Source organism: Bradyrhizobium sp. SZCCHNR1053 (genome assembly GCF_032381235.1).
In the GTDB taxonomy this organism is placed as follows: Bacteria; Pseudomonadota; Alphaproteobacteria; order Rhizobiales; family Xanthobacteraceae; genus Bradyrhizobium.
The window spans coordinates 280,198-299,291 of sequence record NZ_JAUHJM010000001.1 but is presented as its reverse complement, the minus strand read 5'-3'; the positions used below and the strand labels follow the sequence as shown (position 1 = coordinate 299,291).

The window sequence follows — 19,094 nt, the reverse complement described above, 5'->3', positions numbered from 1 at the left end:
GACTAGCTGACGCCTATCTCATCAGGCAGTTCCAAGATGCAGCAGGGTTCGGCGCCCAAGATCAGCTTTGTTTCGCTCGGATGTCCCAAGGCCTTGGTCGATTCCGAGCGCATCATCACGCGTCTCCGCGCCGAGGGCTATGAGCTTGCCCGGAAGCATGACGGCGCCGACGTCGTCATCGTCAACACCTGCGGGTTCCTGGACAGTGCCAAGCAGGAATCGCTGTCGGCGATCGGTTCCGCCATGGCCGAGAACGGCAAGGTCATCGTGACCGGCTGCATGGGCGCCGAGCCGGAGCAGATCGAGCAGGCCTATCCCGGCGTGCTGTCGATCACCGGCCCGCAGCAGTACGAGAGTGTGCTGGACGCGGTCCACCGCGCATCGCCGCCTGCGCACAACCCTCATCTCGACCTGGTTCCTCCGCAGGGCATCAAGCTTACGCCCCGGCACTACGCCTATCTGAAGATCTCCGAAGGTTGCAACAACCGCTGCACCTTCTGCATCATCCCGAAGCTGCGTGGCGATCTGGTGTCGCGCCCCGCGGCCGACGTGCTGCGCGAGGCCGAGCGGCTGGTCGCAGCCGGGGTCAAGGAGCTCCTGGTCATTTCGCAGGACACCTCGGCCTATGGGCTGGACCTGAAATATGCCGAAAGCGCCTGGAAGGACCGCAGCGTCCGGGCGCGCTTCCTCGATCTGGCGCGCGAGCTCGGTGAGCTCGGAGCCTGGGTCCGGCTGCATTACGTCTACCCCTACCCGCATGTCGACGAGGTGATTGGCCTCATGACAGACGGTAAGATATTGCCTTATCTCGACATCCCATTCCAGCATGCCAGCCCGAACGTTCTGAAGGCGATGCGCCGCCCGGCGGCGCAGGACAAGACGCTGGACCGGATCAAGGCCTGGCGGGCAGCCTGCCCCGACCTTGCGCTGCGCTCGACCTTCATCGTCGGATTCCCCGGCGAGACGGACGCGGATTTCGCCTATCTGCTGGACTGGCTGGATGAGGCCGAGATCGATCGGCTCGGATGCTTCAAATACGAGCCGGTGGCCGGCGCGACCTCCAACGCCCTGCCCGACCAGGTCCCGGACGCGGTCAAGCAGGAGCGCTGGGACGCGCTGATGGCCCGCCAGCAGAAGATCTCGGCGCGCAGGCTCAAGCGCAAGGTTGGCGCGCGTCAGCAGGTGATCATCGACGAGGTCGGGCCGAGCGTCGCCAAGGGCCGCACCAAGGCTGATGCCCCCGACATCGATGGCGCCGTCTATCTGTCCAGCCGCAGGCCGCTGCGTGTCGGCGAGATCGTCACGGTCAAGATCGAGCGTGCCGACGAATACGACCTGCACGGCACGGTCGCGGGTTTCTAGCGCGGCTCTGTCGCGTCTCGGGCCAGCCGCCGGGAACTCGGGGGAATTACAGACGGGCGAGGAGATGCGTCCTGGACCTGCGGACTGCCCCTCAGTGCGAGGAGCCCGTGGTGCGAACCGACCAGAGCTTCAGCAGGCGAAGCGCCTCGTCCTGCTTCAGTTCGAGATATTTGTTCTTGAGCTTGGTCAGCTCGTCGGGAGGCGTTGCACCTGAGACGAACCGGCTGTCGAGGATGGCCGCAACCGTGACCCAGCTCAGTCCAGCGGCCTTGCACGGCACGAGAATGCCGTCGCTGCGCAGGCTCTGCATCAGCGGCCGCACCAGCTCGATGCTGCATTTCGCGAGCTCCGCGATGGCCGCGATCGTCTCGCCGTAGCGCCGCTGACGGGCAAATTCCAGCAGCGCGGCCTCGGTCAGCTTTCCGCCCTGCTTCAGCTGGCCAACCGCCACCTTGGAGCTGCCACCATCGCGGTTTCGCGACATGTCGCGCTCGGCGTCGACCGTGGCCGCTGAAATGGCGCTGCGGATTTCTTCGTAGAGATGCGGCGGCGCCGACGCGAGCAGCCGCGCCCTCACCGCCTCCGTCGCGCGCTGCAACAGGGTCCTGCGCAAGGCTGCCGGCAGATCGGCGCGGATGCCGGCCGCGACCGTGAGCTCCGCATCTCCAGCCGCCTGTGCCACGATGGCGGCGAATCCGGCGGGAGACACCCGCGCCCCGGGATTCCTCATCAGTTGGCGGCTCACGCTCGGATAGCGTCGCGCGAGCAGCGCATCGGTAACGATCTCCTGCAGCCACCAGCGCCCGGCGATCGCAATCAGGTGCTTCTCGCCGCGCGTCTGCGCGATCTCGACGAGATCCTCGCTGCTCAGCCGCGGCGATTCCGAAAGCACCGGCCCCGCGACGGCAATGTCGTCATGATAGGCCAGCCGCCGGATCACGCCGGCCGGCGCCTGCGGGATCGGGGCAAGCTGGGCGCTGAGTTCGGCGAGTGCGATCCGGGCACCGACGTCGGCCAGCGCGCGCAGCTCGATGGTGTTGACGAGACGCTCGAAGACGTCGGCAAACAGCGCGTGCTGCTCGATATCCAGGCTGCCGGCCGAGGCGACGAACAGGGCGGCCACCCGCTCGGCCACGCCGGAGCAGCGGTCGGCTGAGCCGGTGGCTATGGCCGCCTGCACTTCTTCGGCGATCGTGAGATGGGGGTTCGACATCGCTCGTCCTGAGCGCTTGCATTTTCAAGCTGCCCGGCAAAGTAAACGCAGCCGCTAAATGTTTGGTAAAGTTGTCACTAAAGCGCGAGACCCGAGATTGGATCGTGCGGCCTTCGCACCGGCCGGCGCTTCCCTCGCCGCTTCCCGGAGCAGCGGCCCGTATTGCAGCCTGCAGGCCGGCATCTTGACACCGGTTGCGATTTGCCTGTATGGCCGCCGCATGATCTTCAACCGGACCAACCGCCGCGCCGCCGTTTGCCGTCGTCACCGCCGTGACGATGCCGGGGCGCGCCATGTCCGAAGACGTTGCTGATCAGCTAGCTCATCAGCTCCAGGTTTTCGAGAAGGCCGCTCCCGCAAAGGAGCGGCCTTCTCGCTTTTTGGCCCACCGTTTCCCCCTGAGCACAGGAGATTGCACATGCTGACCGCCTCCCATCCCTACGACGCTCTGATGGAGATCACGGCGCGTCCGCGCACCGTTTTCGTTCAGGGCAAGGGCTCCTGGCTATGGGACGACGACGGCAAGCGCTATCTGGACTTCATCCAGGGCTGGGCCGTGAACGCGCTCGGGCATGCGCCGCCGGAGCTTGCCAGCGCGCTCACCAACCAGGCGGCGCGCCTGATCACGCCGAGCCCAGCTTATTTCAACGATACCAGCCTGCAACTCGCCAAAGCACTGGTCGACCGCTCGTGCTTCGACCAGGTGTTCTTCACAAATTCGGGCGCCGAAGCCAATGAAGGCGCCATCAAGCTCGCGCGCAAATACGGCGCCCTGCGCAAGAACGGCGCGTATGAGATCATCACCTTCGAGGGCGGCTTCCACGGCCGGACGCTGGCGACGATGTCGGCTTCTGGCAAGAAGGCGTTCGAGCCGCTGTTCGAGCCGAAGGTACCGGGCTTTCCCAAGGCGCGCCTGAACGACATCGACTCGGTCGAGGCGCTGATCTCCGACCAGACGGTCGCGATAATGCTGGAGCCGATCCAGGGTGAGGCCGGCGTATGGCCCGCGACGGACAAGTTCCTGCAGCATTTGCGGGCGCTGACCGCCGAGCACGGGCTGCTGCTGATCGTCGACGAGATCCAGACCGGAATGGGCCGCACCGGAAAACTGTTCGGCTATGAGCATGCCGACGTCCTCCCGGACATCATGACCTTGGGCAAGGGCATCGGCGGTGGTGTCCCGCTCGCCGCCCTGCTGGCGACCGACGCGGCGTCTTGTTTCGAGCATGGCGATCAGGGCGGCACCTTCAACGGCAATCCGCTCATGTGCGCGGCGGGGCTTGCTGTGCTCGACGTCATCGAGAAGCCGGAGTTTCTCAAGGCTGTCGCGGACAACGGGATCTATCTCGAGAGTGAACTGCAGCGCATGTCGGCAAGGCACGGCTTGGGCGAAGTGCGCGGCCGCGGTCTGTTGCTCGCGCTCGACGTGATCAGGCCGATCGCGCCGGCGATCGTCGCGCATGCCTTCGAGCTCGGCCTGCTGCTGAACGCGCCGCGTCCGGATGCGTTGCGCTTCATGCCGGCGCTCAACGTGACCCGGGACGAAATCGCGGCGATGATCGACACGCTGGATGGCATCCTGACCAAGGTCGGCGCTGCCCGGTGCGTGGCGTAGCGGCCGAGATCGCGGGAGGACCGGCGCGGCATTCATCAGTCGAGCCGGCCTTGCGGGATGCGCGTCCGGAGGGGCGCGCGATCGCCGAGAACATGATTGTCGGAGGAGCGGAAGAATGCCGGCGCGAAGACGAGGAGCCACAGCGTCAGGTCTATCGCGTCGCGACGGAGGTTCCCGGACGTCGATTGACCTAGATCAAAGACAGCGCGCCGCCTGACCAACGATCTTTGCGGAGCCAAACACCTGCGGTCCGATGACATACGTTATATCCTTGTGGATATAGCGTTGTACGGGATGTGATCAGCTCGGAGGGACGAGGCTTGCCGGACCAAGCTGATGATCATTCCGCCGACAACGACGTCGGTACGACACAAGGAGATACGAGAATGGCGAGAGACAATCTGGCTCGGGCGCTACCCGTCACGGACGCCGCGAGCCACATCGCCCCCGCTGCCGCCACCGAAGAGGTTTTGATTCACGTCCGCTTCTTTCCGAACTCGGACATCAACTCGATCGGCGAGAAGCCGGCCGGGCTCACCGCGAACGAATGGTACGAGCGCCTGCTCGAGATGGCACGTCCGCACTATCGGACGTTCGCCGGCGGCCGCGGCTTCTTCCGCATCCCCCGCCCCTGCTTCGACGCGATCCTGAAAGGCGTTGCTGCCTGACGTCGGCTCTCTCCGGATGAGGCAGCGGGCGTCCTCTCTGCCTCATCCTTGTCGACCGCGGTGCGCCGGGTGCGCCGCGGTCGCTGACGTTTTGGTTCGTGCGGGCGTCGGGGGAAAACATTGAGCGAAGCAGCTTTCAGCGAACTGCGACGGGTCTTCAGCGCGCTGCTGGCGTCCGGGCGGGCCTCGCAGAACCTGGTAGACATGCTCGCCGACCGCGCCTTCGATCTGTTCGAAGCCAACATCCACGCCCAGACGGCGCATCTGCCCGCCCTCGCCTGCGCCAAGGGCTGCCCCTCCTGTTGCGCGCTGCGCGTGACGGCGACGGCACCGGAGATCTTCCTGCTCGCGCGCTACGCCCGGCAGATCGATCAGCGCATGCCGGCAACCGCGCTCGGCTCGCTGTCACGACGGATCAAGCTCGCCAACCGCGCGACGCGCGGCTTGGGCGAGACCGAGCGAATGAAGCTGCGCCAGCCTTGCCCATTCGTCGTGCGCGGCGGCTGCATCATCCATCCCGCGCGTCCGCTCGCCTGCCGCGGCCATGCCTCGTTCGACCGGCGCGCCTGCGCGCAGGCCATGGCCGGCCGCGAGGTGGATGTGCCGGTCTCGGCGCCACACGTCGCGCTGCGCGCCGTGGTGCAGGATTCGCTCAGGGAAGCGCTCGACAGCGCAGGACTCGCCGCTGGCCTCTATGAGCTCAATCAGGGTCTCGTTCTGGCGCTCCACGACCCCGAGCGCGAGCGCGCCTGGCGCGACGGACAAGACAGCCTCGCGCCGGCGCGGATCGAGGCGTCGACGACGGCAGCGCAGACGGACGCGGTGCTCTGGAGCCGGGCTTCGGCTGGTGGCGCTTCGATCCGGGACGAATTCTAGCGGCAGATCCCGATCGCCAAGCGCCTATGGCTTGAGGATCGAGGCCCCGGTCGTGGCGCGGCTTTCGAGATCGGCGTGCGCCCGGCCCGCATCCTTCAGCGCATAGGCGTGATTGATCTGCACGTGCAGCTTGCCGCTGATCACCGCCGAGAATAGCGTATCGGCGCCCTCCAGCAACTCCGATCGTTTGCCGATGTAGTCGTTGAGCTTCGGCCGGGTCGCGAACAGAGAGCCATGGCTGTTGAGCTCGGCGATCGAGAATGGCGGCACCGGACCCGAGGCATTGCCGAAGCTGACGAACAGACCGCGCGGCTTCAAGCAGGACAACGAGCCGGGGAAGGTCGACTTGCCGACCCCGTCATAGACCACGTCGCACAATTCACCACGGCTGATCTGCTTGACCCGTGCGACGAAGTCCTCCTCGTTGTAGAGGATGACGTGGTCGCAGCCATTGGCCAGGGCGAGATCGGCCTTCGCCTTGGAGCCGACGGTGCCGATGACGTGCGCGCCGAGCGCGCGCGCCCACTGGCAGGCCAGCAGGCCGATGCCGCCGGCGGCAGCGTGGATCAGCACGCGATGGTGCGGCTCGACCTTGAACGTCTTGTGCAGCAGATACCAGACCGTCAGCCCCTTGAGCATCAGCACCGCGCCCTGCTCATAGGTGATGTGGTCGGGCAGCTTGACTAGGCGCTGCCAAGCGATATTGCGCTCGGTCGCGTAGCCGCCCAGATTTTCGTAGTAGGCGACGCGGTCGCCGGGATGAAAATTCGTGACGCCCGGCCCTACGGCGATCACCTCGCCTGCCGCCTCGTTGCCGGTGATGAACGGCAGGCCGGGCGCCTTGTACAGTCCGGTGCGGTAGTACACGTCGATGAAGTTCAGGCCGATCGCGTGCTGGCGGATGCGGACCTCGCCGGGGCCGGGCGCGGCGACGTCGACCGGCTCATAGACGAGCACCTCGGGGCCTCCCACCTTGTGCACGCGCACCGCCTTGGTCATCCCGCCATCTCCCTTCGGACTCTCCATCGCCGCGTCCGAGAATCCGGCGAAAGAACTTCCGACAGTTACCTGATTCTCATCGGACATCCGGCTCCGTTGAAGGAGCCGGACTCCGGCCGCGCATCGGGCGCTGCCGGCGGCAAAAGCGAAGTCGATCGCGACGGCCTTGTCAACTCGGCACCTGTCAGGCGTTGCGCTTCCTGCGGTTGCGCGAGGCCATCACGTTGAAGGCTTCGACCGCCAGCGCAAAGACAATCGCGAAGTAGATGTAGCCGCGCGGGATGTGGAACTTGAAGCCGTCGGCGACCAGCGCGACGCCGATCAGGAGCAGGAAAGCGAGCGCCAGCATCTTGGTGGTCGGATGGTTCGCCACGAAGCGAGCGACCGGTCCGGAGGACACGTACATGATGACCATGGCGATGATGACGGCGGCGATCATGATCTCGAGATCCTGGGCCATGCCGATCGCCGTGATGATCGAGTCCAGCGAGAACACGAGATCGATGACGATGATCTGCACGATCACCCAGAAGAACTTGTTGGTGCCGCCGCCCTGCGACCCGCCGTCCTCACGCGCCTCGACCTCGGCATGGATCTCATGCGTGGCCTTGGCGATCAGGAACAAGCCGCCGGCGATCAGGATGATGTCGCGCCAGGAGAAGCCGACGCCGCCGATCGTGAGCACCGGCTGCGTCAGCCCGATCAGCCAGACCAGCACGCTGAGTAGCACGATGCGGAAGATCAAGGCCAGCGCCAGCCCGACCTGCCGGGCGCGTGTCGCCTGCGGCTGCGGGATGCGCGAGGTGATCACCGACAGGAAGATGACGTTGTCGATGCCGAGAACGATCTCGAGGGCGGTCAGGGTGAGCAGCGCCGCCCACGCTTCGGGACTGGTCAGAAGGTCGATCATGCTTTCAAGGATCTCAACAGGCGGATCGCGGAGTCGCTCGCGACGATGTAGAGGGCGATCGCGCACAACAGCGTCGTCACGATCGGGTCCACGGCGAAGTTATTTCCCAGCACATCGATGACCAGGACGCCCCAGAGCGCGACCAGCGGCAGCGTCAGCCAGCGCAGCCGTTCGACGCGCACCGGGTGGATGACATGGAATGGGACGAAGGTCAGCGCGATCAGGACCGCGAGACCCAAGGTCGCCAACGATGGCGAGGGATGCAGCAGGAACAGGTAGAATGCCGCGATATTCCAGAGTCCCGGAAAGCCGCGAAAATGATTGTCGTCGCTCTTCATGCGGCGATCGGCGAAATACAGCGCGCCGGTGACGGCGATGCCGACGCCGATGACCGGCGCGGAGAGCGGCAGCAGCATCCCGCTGGCGGTGATGGCGTAGGCCGGCACGAACACATAGGTCGTGAAATCCACTACCAGATCGAGCACGTCGCCCGACCAGTCCGGCTGCACATGGACGACGTCGAGCCGACGCGCCAGCGGCCCGTCGATGCCGTCGATGACGAGCGCGACGCCGAGCCACCAGAACATCGCTGTCCAATGCTCGCGCACGGCCTCGAGCAGCGCGAGGAGCGCGACGCCCGCACCGAGCGCGGTGAAGACGTGCACCGAGAACGCCGCGGCGCGATGGGCGGGCGTTGCGGCCACCCTGCTCTCTGGTCTCAACTGATCCATGCGGCGCCAGTGCTATCAGGAATCGGAGCCAATTGCATATCCGCCGTTGCGGCGATGCGCCGCGCAGGCTCACGCAATACTCTTGAAAAAGCCCCGCAGGAACGTCAAATGTTCCCGCATGAGCAACACAGACGCCAGCTTTGACGTCATCGTCGTCGGCGGCGGGCCCGCCGGGCTCGCCGCCGCCGTTGCCTTGTCGCAGACCGGGGCGCGGACGGCGCTCGTGGCCCGCAAGGCCCCGTATGCAGACAACCGCACCACCGCCCTGCTCGGCGGCTCGGTCGATTTCCTCGACGAGATCGGCGTCTGGTCATCGTGCCGTGACCGCGCCGCCGGCCTGAAGGCGATGCGGCTGGTCGACGATACCGGCCGGCTGATCCGGGCCCCGGAGGTGCGCTTCGTCGCCGACGAGATCGGTCTCGACGTGTTCGGCTACAACATCGCCAATGCCGTCCTGGTCGAGGCGCTGGAACAACGCGCCGGCGAGATCGACGGCCTGGTGCGGATCGCCGAGGATGCGGAAAGCGTCCGCAGCGATGCCGATGCGGTGACCGTCACCAGCGCATCGGGCCGCGTGCTGACGGCGCGGCTCGTGATCGGCGCCGATGGCCGGCATTCGCTGTGCCGCGAGGCCGCCGGTATCGGCGTGAGCCGGCGCACGCTGCAACAGTCGGCGCTGACCTTCAACATCACCCATGCGCGGCCGCATCACAACGTGTCGACGGAATTCCACACGCCGCAGGGACCTTGTGTGTTCGTGCCGCTGCCGGGCGACCGCTCCAGCGTCGTCTGGGTCGCAGCCCCGAAGGAGGCCGACCGGCTGTTCGCGCTCGACGACGATGCCCTGTCGGCAGCGGCCGAGCGGCAGTCGCATTCGATCTTCGGCCGCGTTCGCGTCGAGCCGGGCCGCCATGTGTTTCCGCTCGCGATCGAGCGGCCCCTGCGCTACGCGCAAAACCGCATCGTCCTGGTCGGCGAGGCCGCGCATGTGGTGCCGCCGATCGGTGCCCAGGGACTGAACCTCGGCCTGCGCGACGGCATCGACATCGCCGATGTCGTGCGCAAGGCCAATGCGGCCGGCGAGGATATCGGTGCGCCGCAGGTGCTCGCGCGCTATGGTGCGGCGCGCCGCGCCGACATCCTGAGCCGCACCTTCGCCATCGACGTCGCCAACCGCTCGCTGCTCAGCGATCTCCTGCCGATGCAGTCGCTGCGCGCCGTCGGCATGCACCTGATCGGCGGCATCGGCCCGCTGCGGCGGCTCGCGATGCGCGAGGGCCTGGCGCCGTCATGGAGAGCCACGCGCAAGGCCGGTTGAGCACCGTCAGGGAAACACCAGCCGACCAGTCTGGATCAGCCACATCACGCTGGTCAGGGTGATCACCGAGGCGAAGGTGCCGATCAGCACCGCCGATGAGGCCGGCTCGATCCAGCTGTCATTCTGGCGCGCGATTACGAACACATTGAGCGCCGGCGGCAGCGCCGCCATCAGCACCGCGGTCGCCGCCCAGGGCTGCGCGAACGGCCCGAACAGCAGCATCAGCCCGAACGACAGCAGCGGGTGGACGACGAGCTTCACCACGGTCAGGACCGGCACCTCCCAGGGCAGCCGCTCGAACGGGCGCAGCGCCACGGTCACGCCGAGCGCGAACAGCGCCGTCGGCGCAGCGGCGTTCTGCAGGAACTGCAGGGTGCGATCGAGCACCGTCGGCGGATGCAGCTGAAATGCGGCCGCCAGGATGCCGGCTGCCGTCGCCATGATCAGCGGGTTCTGCAGGATCTGGCGCAGCACGGTGCGCAGCGCATGCGCCACCGAGGCGTGGTCGCGCTCGGTCAGTTCGACGAGCAGCGGCACGATCGAGAACAGGAAGATGCTGTCGCAGCAGAAGATCAGCGCGGTCGGCGCCGCCGCCTTAGTCCCGAGCACGGCCAGCGCCAGCCCCGGCCCCATATAGCCGATATTGCCGTAGCCACCCGCGAGCCCGGCCATGGTCGCCTCGCGCAGCGACAGCCGCCCGATGGCCTTGCCGAGCACGAGCGCCAGGGCGAAGGTGAGCATGGTGGCAAGCGTCGTTGCAACCAGGAAGGGAGGGTTGCTCAGCTCCGTGAACGGCGTGCGCGCGATGAGGTTGAACATCAAAGCGGGCAGCGAGACGTAGAGCAGGAAGAAGTTCATCCAGGCGAGCCCGGCTTCGGGCAGCCTCCTCCACTTACCGCAGGCGAAGCCTATGAAAACGACGCCGAAATAAGGCAGGGCCAGATTGAGAATGTCGAACATGGGCTCGGAAGATGACCCCCTGAGGGGGCCTGGGAAGGGCCTGGAATGCGGGGGCGTCGCGGCTTGACGCGAATCGGATTGGTCTAGATCAAATCCGCCCGCGGGGCACTAGCATCGCTCCCCATCCTGGTCTATTCGACTGGGATGATCAAAGCGCGAACTGCCAAGTTTCAGATCGGCCAGATCGTCCGGCATCGGGTGTTCTCGTTCCGGGGCGTGATTTTTGACATCGATCCGGAGTTCAACAACACCGAGGAATGGTGGTTGTCGATTCCCGAGGAGGTCCGTCCGCACAAGGACCAGCCATTTTATCACCTGCTGGCCGAGAACGCGGAATCCGAATACGTCGCCTATGTCTCCGAGCAGAACCTGGTTCCCGACGAGTCCGGCGAGCCGATCCGCCATTCCCAGGTTGCGGAGATCTTCATCAAGGACAAGTCGGGCGGCTATCGTCCGCGCAATCCGCTGATGAACTGACCTGTCGACCGGAGGGTTTCAACCCAGCGCCGTGGGCGCAGGCTTGATCTTTGGTCCCGGCGCGCAAGTTCCCCTCACATCCGTTCGCAGAACGAAAAAGGCGCTCCGAATGGAGCGCCCTTGATTTTGCGGAATGGACCCGACCGGCGTTACTGCTTCGCCTGCGGCTGGCCTGGCTGGGTCTGCTCGAGCTTCTTGCGCTGCTCCTCGGCGCGCTTCTGCAGCTCTTCCTGCAGCTTCTTCTGGGTCTCCTCGAACTGCTTCGGGTCGGTCGGCGGGCCATCATAGGCTTTGGCGAAGCTGCTGTTGCCTTCCTGCAGCGGCAGCGGCAGCGTCAGCGCGGTGCCGTTCGAGTTGATCGCCTGGACAAACAGGGTCTGGCCCTTCTTCAGGTTGTTCACGAACTCAGGCGTGGCTTCGTAGTCCGACATGCAGCCGTTCTGGAAGCAGATGACGTATTTGCCTTCCATGAACTGGTTGTTGTCGATGACGATGCGGGTTCCGGGCTGGAGCTGCATGCCGAGCGGCAGCGTCACGCGCAGGATCTTCTTCGGCTCGCCTTCAGGCTCGATGATGACGGCTGCAACCACAGGCTGACCGGATTCGATGCGGCCGTCCTTGCCGATGAAGCAGACCTGCTTGGCGTTGGCATCCTGCCCCTTCAAGCAGAACTTGGTCCACGGCGCGTAGATCAGCTGCGGCATCTCCTGCTGAGCCTGGGCCTGAGGCTGGCCGCCGGCGGGAGGAGTTGCAGGGGCCTGAGCGGCCGGAGCGGGAGCCTTGGGAGCGGCAGCCGGAGCCTTCGCCTTCGGCGCTTGAGCCTGCGCAACCGAAGGAGCGAAGGAAACGGCCAGCGCGGTGACCGCGAGCAGCGCGACGAGCCGCCCACGCGGCCCAACCGACGAGGCCAAGTCACGGAAATTCATTGCGGAAAACCCTTTCTGAACGGCAGCGCCCGAGACCGCCAAAGGCGCCACACCAAGCCGTTGAAGCGGCTGTCTCCTCAGGAAATGAGGCGGTTAAGTGACAGGCGTTGCCGCCCTCACTCAATCGCCCGCCTTCTTAACGCGGTGCGCGGAAGAATCAATGCCGCGAGACCATGTCGAAGCCGCGGTCTAGCGCTGGCGAGCCTGTGGTAAAAGCCCCTTGTGACCTGTTCCGAATCAAATGCTTGCGCCCCGATCCTGATGCTGCAGCGCATATTCAGCGCGGCCGCGAGATGGGCCGCCGTGATCCTGGCATTGTTGCCCGCGGTCTACACTCCCACGGCGAACGCGGCAGAAACTGCGGCGATCGCCATGCATGGTCACCCAGCCTTGCCCGCCGACTTCGACCACATGGCGTACGCGAATCCCGACGCGCCCAAGGGCGGTCGTCTGGTCTGGGGACTGCTCGGCACCTTCGATAGCCTGAACCCGTTCATCGTCCGCGGCATCGCGGTGCAGCAAATCCGCAGCTATGTGGTCGAGAGCCTGCTCACCCGCGGTAACGACGAGCCGTTCACGCTGTATGGCCTGCTGGCGAAAACCGTCGAGACCGACGAGAACAGAACCTATGTCACCTTCCGGCTCGACCCGCGTGCCCGCTTCTCCGACGGCAGCCCGGTGCTTGCCGAGGACGTCGCGTTCTCCTTTGCGCTGCTGCGCGATCACGGCCGCCCCAACCACCGGCAGTTCTACGGCAAGGTCGCCAGGGCCGACGTGCTCGACCCGCTGACCATCCGGTTCGATTTCGGCGGCGCCGAGGACCGCGAGCTGCCGCTGATCCTCGGCCTGATGCCCATTCTGGCGAAGCACGCGACGGACGTGGCGAGCTTCGAGGACACGACGATGACCGCGCCGCTCGGGTCAGGCCCGTATCGTGTCACGGCGGTGCAGCCGGGATCCAGCGTCACCCTCACCCGCAATCCGGACTATTGGGGACGCGACCTGCCGGTCAACCGCGGATTGTGGAACTTCGACGAGATCAGGCTCGATTACTACCGCGAGTCCAATGGACAGTTCGAAGCCTTCAAACGCGGGCTGTACGACTTCCGCGTCGAGACCGAGCCGCTGCGCTGGCACGTCGGGTACGATTTCCCGGCCGCCCGCAATGGCGAGGTCATCCGCGACAGCTTCACCTCGGGGATGCCGCAGCCCTCGCAGTTCCTGGTGTTCAACACGCGGCGCGCGGTGTTCGCCGACGTGAAGGTGCGCCGTGCGCTGACGCTGCTGTTCGATTTCGAATGGATCAACCGCAACTACTTCTTCGGGCTGTACCGCCGCAGCGGTGGCTATTTCGCCGGATCCGAGCTTTCGGCCTATGGACGTCCAGCCGATGCGGCCGAGCTCGAGCTGTTGAAGCCGTACGCCGCGCAGATCCCCGCCGACATCCTGGACGGCAGCTACCGCCTGCCGATCACCAACGGGTCCGGCCGCGACCGCGCAACGCTGAAGGCGGCGCTCGATCTGCTGAACGAGGCTGGCTATGGCTTCGACGGGACGGTCTTGCGGCATCGGACGACGCGGGCCCCCCTCGCCTTCGAGATCCTGGTCACGACGCGCGATCAGGAGCGTATTGCACTGGCTTACGCCGGCAGTCTCAAGCGGGCCGGCATCAATGCTTCGATCAGGGTCGTCGATCCCGTGCAGTTCGATCAGCGCCGCCTGAGCTTCGAGTTCGACATGATCCAGAACCGCTGGGACCAGTCGCTGTCTCCCGGCAACGAGCAGGCGTTCTATTGGGGCAGCGAGGCCGCCGACCGCACCGGAACCCGCAACTACATGGGTGCCAAGGATCCTGCGATCGACGCCATGATCGCGGCGCTGTTGCGCGCCCGCGACAGGCCGGAATTTATCTCGACGGTTCGCGCATTGGACCGTACCCTGATGGCGGGGTTCTACGCTATTCCAGTGCTCAATGCCGCTGAGGAATGGATTGCTCGGTGGAATCGTATAGAACGGCCAGAGAGGACGGCTTTGACGGGAGCGCTCCCGGAGAGCTGGTGGCAGCGGCCGGAGCCGGCACAGAAGTGACCAATCGGGGCAATTGGTCGTGGCCGGGTCCGTGAAAGTACGGGGCAACAGGTGAATCAGGCCAATACGTCGCCGACGCTCGACGCGTTGTTTCAACGCATCCTGGCGCGCAAGCCGGATGCGGTCGCGCTGGTCGATCCGATCAACAAGCAGCGCGTCACCGGGCGGCCGCCGATGCGCCTGACCTATGCCGAAGCCGATCGCGTGATCTCTGCGCTGGCGGCGCATTTCATTGACGCCGGCCTGCCCGCTCATTCGGTGATCGCGGTCCAACTGCCCAACACCATCGAGTTCGTGCTGACGGTGCTGGCCGCGCATCGCGCCGGCCTCGTGGTCGCCGTGTTCCCGCTGCTGTGGCGTCAGTCGGAGCTCGTGGCGGCGCTGAACCGCACCAGCGCGCGCGCCATCGTCACGATGTCGAAGATCGACGGCGTGATCCACTCCGATCTCGCGATGAACGCGGCGTCGGAGGCGTTCTCGATCCGCCACGTCTGCGGCTTCGGCTCCGACCTGCCGGAGGGCATGTATTCGCTGGACCAGTCGATCGCAAAACCCTCGCGTTCGACGCGCGGGATGATGCCGGACGGCCGCAAGGCCGCGATCGTCTCGTTCGACGTGACCGCCGACGGCTTCCGCGCCGTCCCACGCACCCATTTGAGCCTGATCGCCGGCGGGCTCGCCGTCTCGCTCGAGAGCGATCTGCCGCAGGGCGTGAACATGATGTCGGCCTTCCTGCCGTCGTCATTCGCCGGTCTCGCCGCTTCGGTCGTGACATGGCTGTTGTCCGGCGGCACCCTTGCGCTGCATCACCCGTTCGACGCCGATGCGCTGGAACAGCAGCTCGCGGAGCTGGCCTGCGATACGCTGATCGCCCCGGCCCAACTCGCCTTGCGTCTCGACGAGGGCGACCTCGCCGCGCGGCTGCCGAACCTGCGCTATGTGCTCGGCCTGTGGCGCGCGCCCGAGCAGGTCGCGTCGAGCGCATCGTGGAAGACGCGCGACATCGAGCTCACCGATGTCTATCTGTTCGGCGAAGCCGGCCTGTTCGCGGTGCGCCGCACCGCGGCCGACGGCAGCCCGGGCCCGGTCAAACCGGGACGCCAGGGCGCCCCGCGCGAACAGCCGGGCTCGTCGATCGCCGGCGAGATCCTGGTGACGCCGAAGGGCACGCTCGGACTGCGTGGGCCCATGGTCGTGCTGGCCGCCTACGCGCCACCGCCGCCGCCAAGCGACTCGCTGCTGCCGGCAGCGCCGCGCGACTACGTCGACACCGAATACGCCGTGCGTTTCGACCGCGCCCAGGACACGATCTCGATCACGGCGCCGCCGGCAGGCGTGATGGCCGTGGGCGGCTACCGCTTCCTCGCGCAGGATCTGCACGAATGGTCACGGCGGCTCGGCCAAGGCGCGCTGCTCACCGCTCTGCCCGACCGTCTCAGCGGTCACCGCCTCGCGGGCCGCGCGATGGACAATGCGCGCGCGCGGGAAGCGCTCGCCGAACTCGGCCTCAATCCGCTGATGGTCGAGGCCTTCCGCGATCGCGCCAGCTCGGGCGGCTGATATTGCCGCGTTGGCCAGGTCGTCGATCCGGTGCGCCCGCGAGAAAGGCGCGCACTCTGACAGCGGAACCGGTGCGCTCGGAACAGTGTTGACGCCGCGTTAACGGGAGCGACCTAGGATCGCACGTTGTCATCAGCGTATCCTGAGTTCCCTGGATGTCCCAACAAGGCCCGCTTCTCATCGTCTCTCCTTCCACGCGGCCTTCGCTGACGGCTGCCCTCGCGGCGGCGCAGATTCTCCCCTCCGTCGAAACGCGCTGGACCGATGCGCTGAGCGCGATGTCCAAGGTGCAGCCGGCCGCAGTGGTGGCCGTGATGGAGGGCGCTGATGCGGCCGAGCTTGCGGCGCTCTCGCGTCATATCGGCGCGCGAAAGCCCTACGTGCCGCTGATCGCAATCACGCCGGGTGACGCAACCCTGCCCGATCACGCTCTTCCCCTGCAGGACAGCGACAACCACGAACGGCTACTGGCGCGACTGCGCGCCGCCCTGCGTGTCCGCACTCTGCACACCACCGTATTGCGCCGTCTCGACGAGAAGAAGACGCCCGACGCCGCGCTGCCGGAAACAGATCCGCTCGATGATGCGACCGTGCTACTGCTCGGCCGCGGCACCTCTCTGCCCGGCCTCTCGGTTGCGCTCGGCGAGCGCATGGCCGTGGTCGGCGCGCTGAGCATCGAAGCCGCCGCGAAGCATCTGTCGAGCCGCGACATCGACGGGATCGTGCTCGGCGAAGGTTTTTCGCCGCGCGTGGTCGATGCGTTCCTCGCCGTCCTTGCCGAGGACACTCGCTTCCGCAACCTCGCCGTGGTCGTCACCGCCAACCAGCCAGCACCGCTGCAGGAACTCGCCAATCTCGAGATCATCGCCGGCGCACCCGCGCACATCGCGGCCAGCGCCCTGCCCTTGATCCGCCAGCACGCCTTCGAGGCCCGCCTCAACCGCACGCTGCGCGCCATCGAAGCCGGCGGCATGCTCGATCCGCAGACCGGCCTGCTCACCCGCAACGCGTTCGCCCGCGACTTCGCCGCCGCCGTCAGCCAGACCCAGAAGAACGGCGGCAGCCTTGCCGTCGCCCGCTTCGCGTTCGATCCGGTCAATCCGCGCGTGCAGTATGACGGCGCGCGCATCATCAGCCGCCTGATGCGGCGGATGGATTTCGGCACCCACGAGGACAACGGCTCGGTCGTCGTCGTGTTCGCCGAGACCGATCTGCGCTCGGCTCACGCCATCGCGCGCCGCCTCTCCAGCGTGATGCGCCACACCTCCCACGGCAAGCGCGATACGCGCACGGAGCCTTCGGTCACCGTCGCCGCGCTGCAGGCCGGCGATACCGCCCGAAGCCTGCTGGCCCGCGTCTACGGCGAGGCGCAACGCGCGGCTTCATAGAACGATGTTGCCTGCGTCACGGGCGTCATTGCGAGTGACCTGCCACCGAAGTTTCATCCAGGAGCATTTAGAGTCCTGTTGAATTTTACGCTGAGTGGCGCGGGTGCAGCAACGGGCGATTGGCGGAGCTGGTCGGGGTTGCGCAGCCGATCGCCCGTTGCGGTGAGGTTGGCGGCATAGGCCGCAAATTCTTAGGGGCAGGTCACTACATCAAAGCATATAACGTCAGATCTGAGCCCTTCGTCTGGACCAAGAAACGTCTGGACCAAGAAAAAGGCCCGGCAACGCCGCTTCAAAGACCGCCGTATCACCGAGCTATGATTCCGGGTACCAGGTCCGCTTGCGCACGCCAGTTGAAACGGTCTCGTGTGCACGCACATGGGTGCAGGTCGTGATAACGAGCGCAAGCCGGCTGCACTGCCAGTCAGCGCCGAGCGCGGCGCTAGTGGGTGACGTCAGGTTGACCGACAATAATGCCGCTACGCAGGCAAACATCACACACGCCGCGATCAGCACCGCTCCCTTGTGGGTCCTTGGGTGGAAAATCATGGCCTTGGCTCCTCTGTACGATGGCCGGAAGAATAAAGGGCAGGCTCCACGGTCCTTGTGATCTAATTCACGACCTGACCCACAGTTTTCGCTGGTGGCCCGAAGGCGTGCTCATTGCTGGCACTGGACCAGCGCCGCAGCCGGACTCGCGCACCGGAGCAAACAGCATCTTTATTCGGCCACCTCGTCGGCCCGAGGCGGGCGACGTGGGCGGAATGTCAACGCCGAGCGCCTTGGCTGGCTTGAGATTGACGACCAGCTCAGACCTGGTTGTCTGCTCGACGGGCTTCGCGTCCGGCTGCTGCCTCGGCTTGATCTTGATCAAGTTCAGCAGCGTCGCCGCCACGATCATCACCAGGACGCCACCAACACTGAGCGCGATCTGCATCGTCAGCCCCTCCGAGATGCCGAGCAGCGCCAGGCGGCTGGCGAACGTCAGCAGAACGCCGAGGCAGTAGATTGGCAGCGAATTCTGGCCACAGAGAATGGCGCCGCGCATCACCGCCGTCGTCAGCCCCCGCCAATTGCGAGGCACTAACCATACCACCAAAACCGCAAGGGCCAAGAAATGCAGCAGTCGCAATGGATCGAGATTCGATTTGTCCATCGGGTAAAGCAGCGTCAGCAGCGCTTGCGGGACCAGCGCTTCCAGCGGTTTGATGCTCCAGCTCAATGCGATGATGAGGCTGAACACCAGATAGAGAGCGGCAGCCACAAGCGCGGTGCCTGAGGTCACCCATGGCCGGGCTCTCTTGTCTTCGATCATCCACCACACGCCAAGCACGACCAGCAGCTGCCACGCCAGCGGATTGAAGGCCCAGTGGCCGTTCGGCCATGCCGGGATGGTCCAGCCGAAGACGTGCACCAGTGCGTAAAGCAACAGCGACGCGCCGAGCGTTGCGTTCGGCGCTCGCAGCAGCAGCCACAGCAGCGGCGCGAACAAAAGGTGATAAAGCACGAAGAGCGGCAAGACGTCGGTGTTGACGGGGCAGTATTGCAGGATCGCCGCGTGCGCGAGCGTCACGCCCGGCTGCTCCAACAGAATGCGCGTATTGCTCTCGTCGGCAAGATGGCCGCCGCCTGCGAGGTGAACCATGATGGCGCAGGCGAGCGTGAGCAGCAGAAATGCGACATAAATATCCCAGCTTCGCCACAGCGTCCGGCCGATCACGCCGGTCCAGCCCCCGCAGCGCCATGCCTTGCCGTAGGCCAACGTGCAGGTTACGCCCGACACGAACATGAACACTTCCGCGGCATCGCTGAAGCCGTAGTTCCGCAGCGTCAGCCAGCTCCCGATGTTGTTGGGGACATGATCAAGAAAGATGCACCAGAGCGCGATGCCGCGGCAGGCATCAATGCGCAAATCGCGGCCGTAGCCTTTCAGCTCCGGCAACGCGCCTACCGATGGCTTCAGGTCGGCAGTTCGATCATGCATCTGATTGCCCCGTCCGGCG

At 65.8% G+C, this 19,094-nt stretch carries 16 protein-coding genes and 1 pseudogene; 9 read left to right on the top strand and 8 right to left on the bottom strand.

The genetic code is table 11. The annotated features are described in order from the left end of the window. Nucleotides 1-36: 36 nt before the first annotated feature. The gene (gene rimO / locus QX051_RS01440) at nucleotides 37-1,362 is read left to right on the top strand and encodes a 30S ribosomal protein S12 methylthiotransferase RimO (RefSeq protein ID WP_315774739.1); all 1,326 of its coding nucleotides are present in this window, start codon (nucleotides 37-39) and stop codon (nucleotides 1,360-1,362) included. Between the two features lie 91 nt (nucleotides 1,363-1,453). Here the strand turns inward: rimO and QX051_RS01435 are convergent, their stop codons facing one another. Continuing rightward, on the bottom strand, nucleotides 1,454-2,575 hold the full coding sequence (locus tag QX051_RS01435) for a DUF2336 domain-containing protein (RefSeq protein ID WP_315737921.1): 1,122 nt from the start codon (nucleotides 2,573-2,575) through the stop codon (nucleotides 1,454-1,456). A gap of 418 nt (nucleotides 2,576-2,993) precedes the next feature. Between QX051_RS01435 and QX051_RS01430 the strand changes: the two genes are divergently transcribed. The 3 genes from QX051_RS01430 to QX051_RS01420 all read left to right on the top strand — a co-directional run bounded on the left by QX051_RS01430 (nucleotide 2,994) and on the right by QX051_RS01420 (nucleotide 5,734). Further along, nucleotides 2,994-4,190, top strand: a complete 1,197-nt coding sequence (locus QX051_RS01430) for an acetylornithine transaminase (protein WP_315774737.1) — start codon at nucleotides 2,994-2,996, stop codon at nucleotides 4,188-4,190. A 386-nt stretch (nucleotides 4,191-4,576) separates the two neighbouring features. Next, on the top strand, nucleotides 4,577-4,858 hold the full coding sequence (locus QX051_RS01425; protein WP_315737919.1) for a hypothetical protein: 282 nt from the start codon (nucleotides 4,577-4,579) through the stop codon (nucleotides 4,856-4,858). Between the two features lie 120 nt (nucleotides 4,859-4,978). Then, the gene (locus QX051_RS01420; RefSeq protein ID WP_315774735.1) at nucleotides 4,979-5,734 is read left to right on the top strand and encodes a hypothetical protein; all 756 of its coding nucleotides are present in this window, start codon (nucleotides 4,979-4,981) and stop codon (nucleotides 5,732-5,734) included. 24 nt (nucleotides 5,735-5,758) lie between these two features. Here the strand turns inward: QX051_RS01420 and QX051_RS01415 are convergent, their stop codons facing one another. The 3 genes from QX051_RS01415 to pcsA form a co-directional block, all read right to left on the bottom strand. Next, nucleotides 5,759-6,733, bottom strand: coding sequence for a quinone oxidoreductase (locus QX051_RS01415; protein WP_315772107.1), 975 nt, complete (start codon nucleotides 6,731-6,733; stop codon nucleotides 5,759-5,761). A gap of 184 nt (nucleotides 6,734-6,917) precedes the next feature. Then, nucleotides 6,918-7,643, bottom strand: coding sequence for a TerC family protein (locus QX051_RS01410; RefSeq protein ID WP_315737916.1), 726 nt, complete (start codon nucleotides 7,641-7,643; stop codon nucleotides 6,918-6,920). After that, on the bottom strand, nucleotides 7,640-8,374 hold the full coding sequence (gene pcsA / locus QX051_RS01405) for a phosphatidylcholine synthase (RefSeq protein ID WP_315774734.1): 735 nt from the start codon (nucleotides 8,372-8,374) through the stop codon (nucleotides 7,640-7,642). Before pcsA ends, QX051_RS01410 begins: the two co-directional genes overlap by 4 nt. Nucleotides 8,375-8,492: 118 nt before the next feature. Between pcsA and QX051_RS01400 the strand changes: the two genes are divergently transcribed. After that, complete coding sequence (locus QX051_RS01400) at nucleotides 8,493-9,692, top strand: UbiH/UbiF family hydroxylase (RefSeq protein ID WP_315774732.1); 1,200 nt, start codon at nucleotides 8,493-8,495, stop codon at nucleotides 9,690-9,692. Nucleotides 9,693-9,698: 6 nt separating this feature from the next. Here QX051_RS01400 and QX051_RS01395 read toward each other — a convergent pair whose 3' ends face one another. Next, nucleotides 9,699-10,652 carry an AEC family transporter gene (locus QX051_RS01395; RefSeq protein ID WP_315737913.1) on the bottom strand — a complete coding sequence of 318 codons (954 nt, stop codon included), beginning with the start codon at nucleotides 10,650-10,652 and terminating at the stop codon, nucleotides 9,699-9,701. A 144-nt stretch (nucleotides 10,653-10,796) separates the two neighbouring features. Here QX051_RS01395 and hspQ point away from each other — a divergent pair, with 144 nt between their 5' ends. Further along, nucleotides 10,797-11,129 carry a heat shock protein HspQ gene (gene hspQ, locus QX051_RS01390; RefSeq protein WP_315711998.1) on the top strand — a complete coding sequence of 111 codons (333 nt, stop codon included), beginning with the start codon at nucleotides 10,797-10,799 and terminating at the stop codon, nucleotides 11,127-11,129. 149 nt (nucleotides 11,130-11,278) lie between these two features. Here hspQ and QX051_RS01385 read toward each other — a convergent pair whose 3' ends face one another. Beyond that, nucleotides 11,279-12,055, bottom strand: a complete 777-nt coding sequence (locus QX051_RS01385) for an invasion associated locus B family protein (protein WP_315757443.1) — start codon at nucleotides 12,053-12,055, stop codon at nucleotides 11,279-11,281. Between the two features lie 261 nt (nucleotides 12,056-12,316). Here QX051_RS01385 and QX051_RS01380 point away from each other — a divergent pair, with 261 nt between their 5' ends. From QX051_RS01380 to QX051_RS01370, 3 genes are all read left to right on the top strand, one after another. After that, nucleotides 12,317-14,143, top strand: a complete 1,827-nt coding sequence (locus tag QX051_RS01380; RefSeq protein WP_315774731.1) for an extracellular solute-binding protein — start codon at nucleotides 12,317-12,319, stop codon at nucleotides 14,141-14,143. A 51-nt stretch (nucleotides 14,144-14,194) separates the two neighbouring features. Continuing rightward, entirely contained in the window at nucleotides 14,195-15,703 is a 1,509-nt protein-coding gene (locus QX051_RS01375; RefSeq protein WP_315774730.1) for a class I adenylate-forming enzyme family protein, read from the top strand. 155 nt (nucleotides 15,704-15,858) lie between these two features. Further along, on the top strand, nucleotides 15,859-17,091 hold the full coding sequence (locus tag QX051_RS01370; protein WP_315774729.1) for a GGDEF domain-containing protein: 1,233 nt from the start codon (nucleotides 15,859-15,861) through the stop codon (nucleotides 17,089-17,091). A gap of 53 nt (nucleotides 17,092-17,144) precedes the next feature. Here the strand turns inward: QX051_RS01370 and QX051_RS01365 are convergent. Together QX051_RS01365 and opgC are read right to left on the bottom strand one after the other, a co-directional pair. Next, a pseudogene (locus QX051_RS01365) lies at nucleotides 17,145-17,276 on the bottom strand (IS3 family transposase); the annotation flags it as partial. Nucleotides 17,277-17,707: 431 nt separating this feature from the next. Further along, nucleotides 17,708-19,075 (bottom strand): OpgC domain-containing protein, encoded by a 1,368-nt coding sequence (opgC, locus tag QX051_RS01360; RefSeq protein ID WP_315774728.1) that lies wholly within the window; start codon nucleotides 19,073-19,075, stop codon nucleotides 17,708-17,710. Nucleotides 19,076-19,094: the final 19 nt, after the last annotated feature.

Coding starts and splice junctions, on each gene's coding strand:
- QX051_RS01370 (WP_315774729.1), top strand. CDS start 15,859: ATGTCCCAACAAGGCCCGCTTCTCATCGTCTCTCCTTCCACGCGGCCT.
- QX051_RS01410 (WP_315737916.1), bottom strand. CDS start 7,643: ATGATCGACCTTCTGACCAGTCCCGAAGCGTGGGCGGCGCTGCTCACC.
- rimO (WP_315774739.1), top strand. CDS start 37: ATGCAGCAGGGTTCGGCGCCCAAGATCAGCTTTGTTTCGCTCGGATGT.
- QX051_RS01435 (WP_315737921.1), bottom strand. CDS start 2,575: ATGTCGAACCCCCATCTCACGATCGCCGAAGAAGTGCAGGCGGCCATA.
- QX051_RS01400 (WP_315774732.1), top strand. CDS start 8,493: ATGAGCAACACAGACGCCAGCTTTGACGTCATCGTCGTCGGCGGCGGG.
- opgC (WP_315774728.1), bottom strand. CDS start 19,075: ATGCATGATCGAACTGCCGACCTGAAGCCATCGGTAGGCGCGTTGCCG.
- QX051_RS01425 (WP_315737919.1), top strand. CDS start 4,577: ATGGCGAGAGACAATCTGGCTCGGGCGCTACCCGTCACGGACGCCGCG.
- QX051_RS01385 (WP_315757443.1), bottom strand. CDS start 12,055: ATGAATTTCCGTGACTTGGCCTCGTCGGTTGGGCCGCGTGGGCGGCTC.
- QX051_RS01380 (WP_315774731.1), top strand. CDS start 12,317: ATGCTGCAGCGCATATTCAGCGCGGCCGCGAGATGGGCCGCCGTGATC.
- QX051_RS01395 (WP_315737913.1), bottom strand. CDS start 10,652: ATGTTCGACATTCTCAATCTGGCCCTGCCTTATTTCGGCGTCGTTTTC.
- QX051_RS01430 (WP_315774737.1), top strand. CDS start 2,994: ATGCTGACCGCCTCCCATCCCTACGACGCTCTGATGGAGATCACGGCG.
- QX051_RS01415 (WP_315772107.1), bottom strand. CDS start 6,733: ATGACCAAGGCGGTGCGCGTGCACAAGGTGGGAGGCCCCGAGGTGCTC.
- hspQ (WP_315711998.1), top strand. CDS start 10,797: ATGATCAAAGCGCGAACTGCCAAGTTTCAGATCGGCCAGATCGTCCGG.
- pcsA (WP_315774734.1), bottom strand. CDS start 8,374: ATGGATCAGTTGAGACCAGAGAGCAGGGTGGCCGCAACGCCCGCCCAT.